Source organism: Candidatus Albibeggiatoa sp. nov. BB20 (genome assembly GCA_016744725.1).
Lineage (GTDB): Bacteria > Pseudomonadota > Gammaproteobacteria > Beggiatoales > Beggiatoaceae > Albibeggiatoa.
This window is the reverse complement of the sequence record JADGDW010000173.1, coordinates 1-8,821: the sequence shown is the minus strand read 5'-3', so window position 1 is coordinate 8,821 and position 8,821 is coordinate 1. Positions and strand designations below refer to the sequence as shown.

Genomic DNA, 8,821 nt, shown 5'->3' with positions numbered 1-8,821 from the left:
CAGTTAATGCAGCTCTAAACTTAAACACCTATGGTGTGGACACGTTACAGCCCACCTAAACGCACATAAGAGACTTGTCAGACAATGTTTCATTGCTGAGTTGATGACGATGTGAATAAATTGAACTAAGAGATTAGTACAGATTTCTAGTAACGGTTATAACAAACCTGAATAAATAGCAGACCATATATTGAATCATAATTTCATTAGAAAAATTGAATTTGATGGCCGTGGATTAGCTCTATTTTTTAATTTTCCAGCTTCATCTCAGGCACTAACGTTTGTAGAATACCCAAAATTTTTGTTTCATCGTAAACATTGCAAGCTTGCTCTATCTGTTGTAGCAAATCCTGAGTACGTTCCCAATGATTGGTGCGATGCAATGCCAGAAAAATCTTTTGATGTTGTGTTTGCGCAAATTCTTCATCATGGTGAAACAGTTCTTCATGCAGTTTTTCACCCGCTCGCAAACCCGTATACTCAATTTTAATCTCTTGGCCGGGCGTTTTTCCTGATAAGCGAATCATTTGCTCAGCAAGATAACAAATCTTTATCGGTTTTCCCATATCCAATACAAAAATTTCACCACCTTGTCCCATTGCGCTGCCTTGTAAAATTAACTGACAAGCTTCTGGTATCGTCATGAAATAACGCGAAATATCTGGATGCGTCACCGTCACAGGCCCACCTCGTTGAATCTGCTGTTTAAACAAAGGGACAACACTTCCCGCCGAACCTAATACATTACCAAATCGCACGGTAATAAATTGAGTATCGGTACGTTCATTTAATCCTTGACAATAAATTTCAGCAATCCGTTTCGTTGTTCCCATCACATTAGTCGGATTGACCGCCTTATCCGTTGAGATCATAACAAAGGTTTCGCATTGATATTGACTGGCTAAATCAGCTAAACGTTGAGTCCCTAATACATTATTATAAGCTGCTTGACGAACTTGATTTTGTAACATTGGAACGTGTTTATACGCGGCTGCATGGAAAATCACTTGAGGTTGATAACGCTGTAAAATATGAGTAAGGGTAATTTTATCGGTAATGTCCCCCAAACAAGCATGTAATGTCAGAGCAGGAAAAGTTTGGCGCAATTGCAGCTCGATTTGATATAAATTAAATTCAGAACGTTCAAAGATAATCAATTGTTGAGGATTTAACTTTGCGACTTGACGACACAACTCTGAACCAATCGAGCCGCCACCCCCTGTCACCATCACCGTTTTTTGTTGTAAGTTGGTTTGGATTATTTGCCAATCCAGCTCCACTTTAGCCCGACCTAATAAATCATCAATCGATACATCACGTAATGTGGTTAAATCGACTTGACCATTGACCACATTATCTAGCTTAGGCAATGTTCTAAAAGGGACTTTACTTTGCTCGCACAGCTCCACCACGCGCTGCATTTGCTCATCGGTTGCAGAGGGGATAGCAATGATAATCACGTCAATATCTAATTCGGCCACAATATCCTGCACATCCTCAATTGAACCTAAAACAGGAATGCCATGTAATTTGCCACCCAATAATTTAGTTTGGTCATCTAAAAAACCAATTGGAATATAGCCATACTGCGGCGTTCGTACCATATCTCGCACCAGCATATCGCCTGATGTGCCTGCACCTAAAATCAGTACTTTTTGTTGCGTGGTGGGAATCGGAATATAGAAAAAATTGAGTGAATGCTCATACCATAAACGATAGGCTAAACGCGGAATGCTCCATAATATGATTAAGATAAAAGGGTAAAATAAGAGTGAAGAACGTGGAATATTGTCTAAACGTATCAAAATAAATAAAACCAATGCTGCAACCAATGTCCCCGAAAAGGCCACATTCAACATTAAACGCACATCGTGCATACTGACATAACGCCAAATCCCACGTTGTAAACCACTACGCCACGCAATCCATACCTGTAGGGTCATGATGATTGGAAACAAATAGATGGCTGCAAAATCTTCATTATCAGGCTGGAAGTTATAGCGTATTAAAATTGCCAGCACCCATGCTAGGCCTGACATTAAGGCATCATAAATAAGAATCGGCAAATGATGAAGGCGGGACATTAGCGAATAAAAACTCGGGTCAAGGTTTTAATAATCAAACTAAAATCTAGCATCAAATTGCGTTCGTTAACATATTGCTGATGATAGGCCAATTTAACAGGGATAATCTTTTGAATATAGTCTATTTCTGGCTGTTGAGAGGTGGCTAATAATTCACTCTCATCTTTGAATTCAATCGAGGCATTGTCGGTAATACCAACAGGTACAGATAATACAATATCTTTAATTTCGTCAGGATAATAAGCCACGTATTCAGGTACTTCAGGACGAGGGCCGACTAAACTCATATCACCTCTTAATACATTGAATAACTGCGGCAATTCATCTAATTTGTATTTCCGCAAAAAATAGCCTGAACGGGTGATGCGTTGATCTTGTCCAATGGTTAATTTAAGCCCTTCATTACTCATGGACATGGTGCGGAATTTTATAATTTTAAATAATTTTCCATATTGTCCAACCCGAGTTTGTTGAAAAAACACCGTGCCACGACTGTCTAATTTAATCCAAACTGCAATCAACAGTAATATTGGACTGAGTACAATCAAGCCGAGGATGACAAAAAATAAATCAAATAAACGTTTAGCTGCCATTTCTTTACAAATAAAAGCAAGTGAAACGAACACTTATAATAGATATACCTCAAGGATGCAAGGCGTAAATCATGAATAGTATAAAATGCTCAAGAGGGTTCTCTATTCGAAATTGCATGAACTTGATCTATGTCTATTTTTGTAACCAAAATCCTATTTGCATATTTTACTTACTTATGGGTAATGTAAAAATCAATGCCTCTTTTAATAAAAAAACTCGGCATCTTGCTTCTGTTTTTCCTGTAACTCTTTGGAATAAAGCTCATCAGTTGCCCCTAATAAACTAATAGGTGGATCAAAATTGACCTCTTTGGCCGTATCCAAATTAATCGCAATATTCATGGAGTCAGAATAAATTTGGCTGAGTTCACGGGGTTTTGCACCATTCAATATTTTCGCCATTGTCTCAGCATGAAAACGCCCTACTCCCTTATAACTGACTAGAGCAATACTCATTAAAGCCCCCAAACGTACATGATCTGAGCCTGTTTGAGAAAATGTATAAATCCCTGCTTCATTTAGCATGTCTAACAATTCTTTTAATATGGAGGCATTTTCTGTCCCGCGCTGATAAGTAATATAAACCGCGTCAACACTTTCTAAAAATTCTTGATAGCATTTTCTAAGACTTTCTTCTGCAAGATATAATAAGCTATCAGGCACTTCTGATTTAGTAAAACAACGAACCACTTTAAAATCCAGCTCTTTACCTACTGCCCTAACATCGTCGATAGCAGAATACACTTCTCCCACTTCAGAGTTTTCATAAGCAACGCCTAATTTTTTAAACCCAATCAAATTGGAAAATAATCGAATTTGGCGTTTATAGCGTAACGGGTCAACACGAGCATTGATATGGTCTAAACCTGAATCATAAATACTATTGATTATTTTGGACTTCACTGCATCTGCTGCATCAAATACCAGCAACTTAGTTTTATGTCGATCATTGGCTAAATCAATACCTGCCCATGTGCCCATAGCAATCATAAAATCAATATCTTGTCGTGTATTGAAACGATGAATCATTTTCTCAACATGTTTTTGTCTTAAATTTTCGTCCCACTCTGCCGACCAAAATGCATTTCCAACAAAATCTAAGTAACGATTATCTAAATTGGCTAAATGATCCCAAATATCATTTGTACTGGTTAATTTTATGCCAGATGGCGGCAACTCTTCTTCCACTAACCAACCTAATTCAACCAAGCCTTTAACGGTGGCAGCCAATACTTTTGGATAGGTATCAAGTGGTCCTCCTTGATAGAAACCAATGCGCCAAGGCTTATCTTCAGGATTGGTTTTGGGTTTAGCACTAAATATAATTTCTTCTGCTGCAAAACTATTAAATGCAGTACTACATAAAAAAATTAAAATAACTTGTTGAGTTAGCACTGTAATTGCTTGTTTTATTTTCACTGTAACCTCGAACTGACTATCCTAGTTTAACGTTTAAAAATAAAAACAACTTAAATAGTCATTGATTTAGATATGAATTTCATGCACACTTTTTGGCAAAAATATAGGCTAGTTGTTGATTGAGCAAACCATAATGAATAGTGACTCACTCACTGAGAAAAATAGTATTTTAGTTGTAGATGATACGCCAACTAACTTGCAGATTTTAACTCATATTCTCACAAAACGTGGACAATATAAAGTTCATACTGCAAAGAATGGAGAAATGGCATTAATTGCTGCAAATAGAGCAATGCCTGACTTAATTCTATTAGATATCATGATGCCGGGGATGGATGGCTATGAAGTATGTGAACGCTTAAAGGCGGATGAACAGACGAGAGCAATCCCGATTATCTTTGTCAGCGCATTATCTGAAATTGTTGATAAGGTTAAATCATTCAAGGCAGGTGGTGTCGACTTTATTACAAAACCTTTTCAAGCTGAGGAGGTATTAGCACGAGTTGAAGCGCATCTTAAAGTACATAACTTGCAAAAGAAACTGGCTTTACAGAATAAAAGATTACAAGAATCTGAAAATAAATATAAAAATCTATTTGATAGCGCGGCAGACGCGATTTTAGTTTATGGACTAGAGCAAGATATATTTATTGACGCTAATTTAGTGGCTTGTGATTATTTAGATTACGACTTGGAAGAAATTAAAAATCTTTCATTAAAAGACATTGAATATCAAGCAGATGAGCAAAAATTGGTTCGGTTCATTATCTCATTAGTTGAGCAACACGATGAGCTAGATGGGTTTGTCGAAGCTCGGTGTGTCCGTAGTAATGGTGATTGTTTTCCTGCGGAAATCAGTGGCCGTTTTATTCACTATAAGGATAAACCTGCTATTCTGCTGATTGCGCGTGATGTGACGGAGCGGAAACAAGCTGAAATCCGGTTACGTAATGCAAATGAAAAATTACAGCTTACGCTAGAACATTTGCAAGCCACCCAAAATGAACTGGTTCAATCAGAAAAAATGGCTGCTTTGGGACAACTTATTGCAGGTGTTGCGCATGAAATCAAAACTCCATTAGGTGCAATTCGTTCTTCAGTCAATCATATTTCCCAATTTCTCAGACAAAACCTACCTTTATTACCTGATTTTTTTCGGCAACTTTCTGACCCTCAACACGAAGAAGTGCTGATGTTATTGGCACAAACTAATCATTTAGATAAACCATTATCTTCTCGTGAGCAGCGCAAAATACGTCGTCAATTAGCCAAAGAGCTAGAGACTTATGGTATTGATGATACGATGTCAGTTGCGGATAAATTAGTTGATATGGGTATTTATAAAGAAATAGAACATCTTGTGCCAATACTTAAATCAGATGAAAGCCTTGTGACTTTTGAAATATTGTACCAGCTAACGAGTTTGCAACGCAGCTCGAAAACCATTGAAACCGCATCAGAACGAGCCAGTAAAATTATTCTCGCACTTAAAAGTTTTGCCCGTTACGATCATAGTGGTGAAAAAGAGCCCGCAGATATTGTTAACGGCATAGAAACCGTATTAACCTTATATCATAACCAATTAAAGCATGGCGTTGAAACAGTCCTCAATTTTGCGGAAATTCCACATATTAATTGCTTTCCTGATGAACTGAATCAAGTCTGGATGAATTTAATTCATAATGCACTACAAGCAATGGATTATAAAGGGGTTTTAACAGTTGATGCCCAGCAACAACAGGATAATATCAAAATCAGTGTGGCTGATACAGGTTCTGGTATTCCACAAGAGATTCAGGAAAAGATTTTTAAACCCTTCTTTACAACCAAGCCTGCGGGAGAAGGTAGTGGACTCGGCTTAGATATTGTATTGAAGATTATAGAAAAACATAATGGGAAATTAGAATTGGAGACTGAAATAGGCAAAGGCACAACATTCCATATATTGTTACCCATTACTTAATTTTAAAAAAGTGCAAGCTGATTTTTATCATAAAACAATGGCTTGCACTTTAAGTTTTACTTAAAACTATTCTTCTAACTGCGCGATAATTCGTTTTAACAGCACTTCTTTACGTTTCAACATATCACGGAAGTCTTTACGATCTGTATCCGCAATTTCAAAACGCAACTCTGATAATTCACTCGCAGACACTTCTTTGAGTATTTCTTTTTCTTCTTCCGTTAATTCAAGTACTAATTGCACGGTGGTTCTCCTTTGGTAACAACGTGGTGATAATTAAAATTGGTATTGAGACAACTACATGGTAAATCCATTAACTAAAGGAAATCTTGATTTTATTATTAAGAACTGACAATTTTGTACAATAACAAAGCTGCCAGTTCAGACTTCACTTATAACAATGGTACGATTAATAACGCAACAATGTTAATAATTTTAATTAACGGATTCACCGCAGGACCTGCCGTATCCTTATATGGATCACCTACTGTATCACCTGTTACCGCCGCTTTATGTGCATCGGAGTTTTTACCACCATGGTAGCCATCTTCTACAAATTTCTTCGCATTATCCCAAGCTCCACCACCCACAGTCATGGAAATTGCTACGAACAAGCCTGTGACAATAGTACCCATTAGCATACCGCCTAATGCTTGAGGGCCTAATAATAAGCCAACAATAACAGGTACGAAGACAGGTAATAAAGATGGAACAATCATTTCTCTAATTGCCGATTTAGTTAACATATCCACTGCGCGTGAATAATCTGGTTTGGCAGTTTTATCCATAATGCCCGGAATTTCTTTGAATTGGCGGCGTACTTCAACAACAACACTACTTGCCGCACGTCCAACAGCTTCCATTGCCATTGCTGCGAAAACGTAAGGAATCATCCCACCAATGAATAAACCAATAATGACCATAGGGTCGGTGAGTTCAAAAGTGATGTGCATACCCGCAGCTTCTAGCTTATGCTCAAAATCAGCAAATAAGACTAAGGCTGCTAAACCTGCTGAACCAATCGCATAACCTTTAGTGACGGCTTTAGTTGTGTTACCAACCGCATCGAGAGGGTCTGTGATATTCCGAATTTCTTCATCTAATTCAGCCATTTCAGCAATACCACCTGCATTATCAGTGATAGGGCCATAAGCATCTAACGCAACGATAATTCCCGCCATTGATAACATTGAAGTTGCAGCGATAGCAATACCGAATAAGCCCGCTAATTCATGCGCTGCAAAAATACTTAAACAGACTGCGATAACAGGGGCTGCAGTGGCTTTCATGGAAATGCCTAAACCTGCAATCACGTTAGTTGCATGACCTGTTTCAGATGCGGCTGCAATATGTCTGACAGGTGCATATTCAGTTGAGGTGTAATATTCAGTAATCACAACCATCGCACCCGTAAGCGCTAAACCTATTAACGATGCAAGATAAATGTTCATGATGGGAACAGATTCACCCGAAATGGTTAATGCGTCACTACCCAAAACCCAAGTAATAACAGGATAGAATGCAACACCCGCGATAACACCCGCGACAATTAAGCCTTTATACAACGCCCACATAATTTTATCGTTATTTGTTGTGACGAAGAAAGTACCGATAATAGAAGCGATGATAGAGACACCACCTAAAACAAGTGGTAACAAAATGGCTTTGTTCGCCAGCTCTGGAACGGCTTGGAAGGTTAATGCACCGATAAGCATGGTTGCAATAATAGTCACAGCATACGTTTCAAATAAGTCGGCTGCCATACCTGCACAGTCGCCTACATTATCACCTACATTATCAGCAATTACAGCAGGGTTACGAGGGTCATCTTCAGGAATACCCGCTTCCACTTTACCAACTAAGTCAGCACCTACATCTGCACCTTTAGTGAAGATACCGCCGCCAAGACGAGCAAAAATTGAAATAAGTGAGCTACCAAAACCTAAGCCAATCAGTGGAGATAAGTCTGTTGTTGCAACATCGGCAGGTGTGAGTGATTGTAATACTGCATAATAACCTGCTACACCAAGTAAGCCTAAACCAACCACTAATAAACCTGTGATTGCACCACCACGAAACGCAACAGCTAATGCTGCATTAATACCATGATGTGCTGCTTGAGCGGTACGTACATTGGCACGAACTGAAATGAACATGCCAATGTAGCCTGCGAGAGCTGAACAAACAGCACCAATTATAAACCCGACCGCAGTTAATGTACCTAATACAAAATACGATGCAATGGCAATCACAACCCCAACAACAGCGATAGCTGAATATTGACGGTTTAGGTAAGCATTTGCACCTTCTTGAATTGCCCCTGCAATCTCTTGCATTCGCTCATTCCCTGCCGACTGGTTTAGAATCCAGCTAATAGACAGGCCACCATAAACAATTGCTCCCGCAGCACATAGCAACGATAGTATAATTTCTATGGACATAGTTTCTCCTTTGGTGTGGTTTGATAAAAAAATTGATTATTTTAAGTCATTATTTTTATTAATTTTAAAAACTTTTCCCCGTTCCCAGTTATTGTTATTTATTGTCCTGAGAAGCTAGAAAAATCGGGTAAAAAAACCAAAAACACTTTTATTTAGTGTCTGGATAGTAACATAAACTCCACTAATAGTATAAAGGGATTTTATTATTACAATAACTAACACCCAACAATGGTCAGGCCAATTGCTAAAAAATATGATTACCAAGGGTTTAGCGGATTTAAAACCAAGCTTAACTCAGTCATGAATGGGCATTGGTTACAC

At 38.3% G+C, this 8,821-nt stretch carries 6 protein-coding genes; 1 reads left to right on the top strand and 5 read right to left on the bottom strand.

Annotated elements, in window-relative coordinates:
* Positions 1 to 248: 248 nt before the first annotated feature.
* From ABXH34_RS15810 to ABXH34_RS15800, 3 genes are all read right to left on the bottom strand, one after another.
* The gene (locus tag ABXH34_RS15810; RefSeq protein ID WP_353572855.1) at positions 249 to 2,039 is read right to left on the bottom strand and encodes a polysaccharide biosynthesis protein; all 1,791 of its coding nucleotides are present in this window, start codon (positions 2,037 to 2,039) and stop codon (positions 249 to 251) included.
* Positions 2,040 to 2,083: 44 nt separating this feature from the next.
* Complete coding sequence (locus ABXH34_RS15805) at positions 2,084 to 2,677, bottom strand: sugar transferase (RefSeq protein ID WP_353572854.1); 594 nt, start codon at positions 2,675 to 2,677, stop codon at positions 2,084 to 2,086.
* Positions 2,678 to 2,881: 204 nt separating this feature from the next.
* The gene (locus tag ABXH34_RS15800; protein ID WP_353572853.1) at positions 2,882 to 4,096 is read right to left on the bottom strand and encodes an ABC transporter substrate binding protein; all 1,215 of its coding nucleotides are present in this window, start codon (positions 4,094 to 4,096) and stop codon (positions 2,882 to 2,884) included.
* Between the two features lie 133 nt (positions 4,097 to 4,229).
* On the opposite strand from ABXH34_RS15800, the gene ABXH34_RS15795 reads away from it, so the two are divergent.
* Positions 4,230 to 6,059 (top strand): hybrid sensor histidine kinase/response regulator, encoded by a 1,830-nt coding sequence (locus ABXH34_RS15795; RefSeq protein WP_353572852.1) that lies wholly within the window; start codon positions 4,230 to 4,232, stop codon positions 6,057 to 6,059.
* 66 nt (positions 6,060 to 6,125) lie between these two features.
* On the opposite strand, the gene ABXH34_RS15790 is transcribed toward ABXH34_RS15795, so the two are convergent.
* Positions 6,126 to 6,302 (bottom strand): hypothetical protein, encoded by a 177-nt coding sequence (locus tag ABXH34_RS15790; protein WP_353572851.1) that lies wholly within the window; start codon positions 6,300 to 6,302, stop codon positions 6,126 to 6,128.
* A 149-nt stretch (positions 6,303 to 6,451) separates the two neighbouring features.
* Positions 6,452 to 8,500 carry a sodium-translocating pyrophosphatase gene (locus ABXH34_RS15785; RefSeq protein WP_353572850.1) on the bottom strand — a complete coding sequence of 683 codons (2,049 nt, stop codon included), beginning with the start codon at positions 8,498 to 8,500 and terminating at the stop codon, positions 6,452 to 6,454.
* Between the last annotated feature and the right edge of the window lie 321 nt (positions 8,501 to 8,821).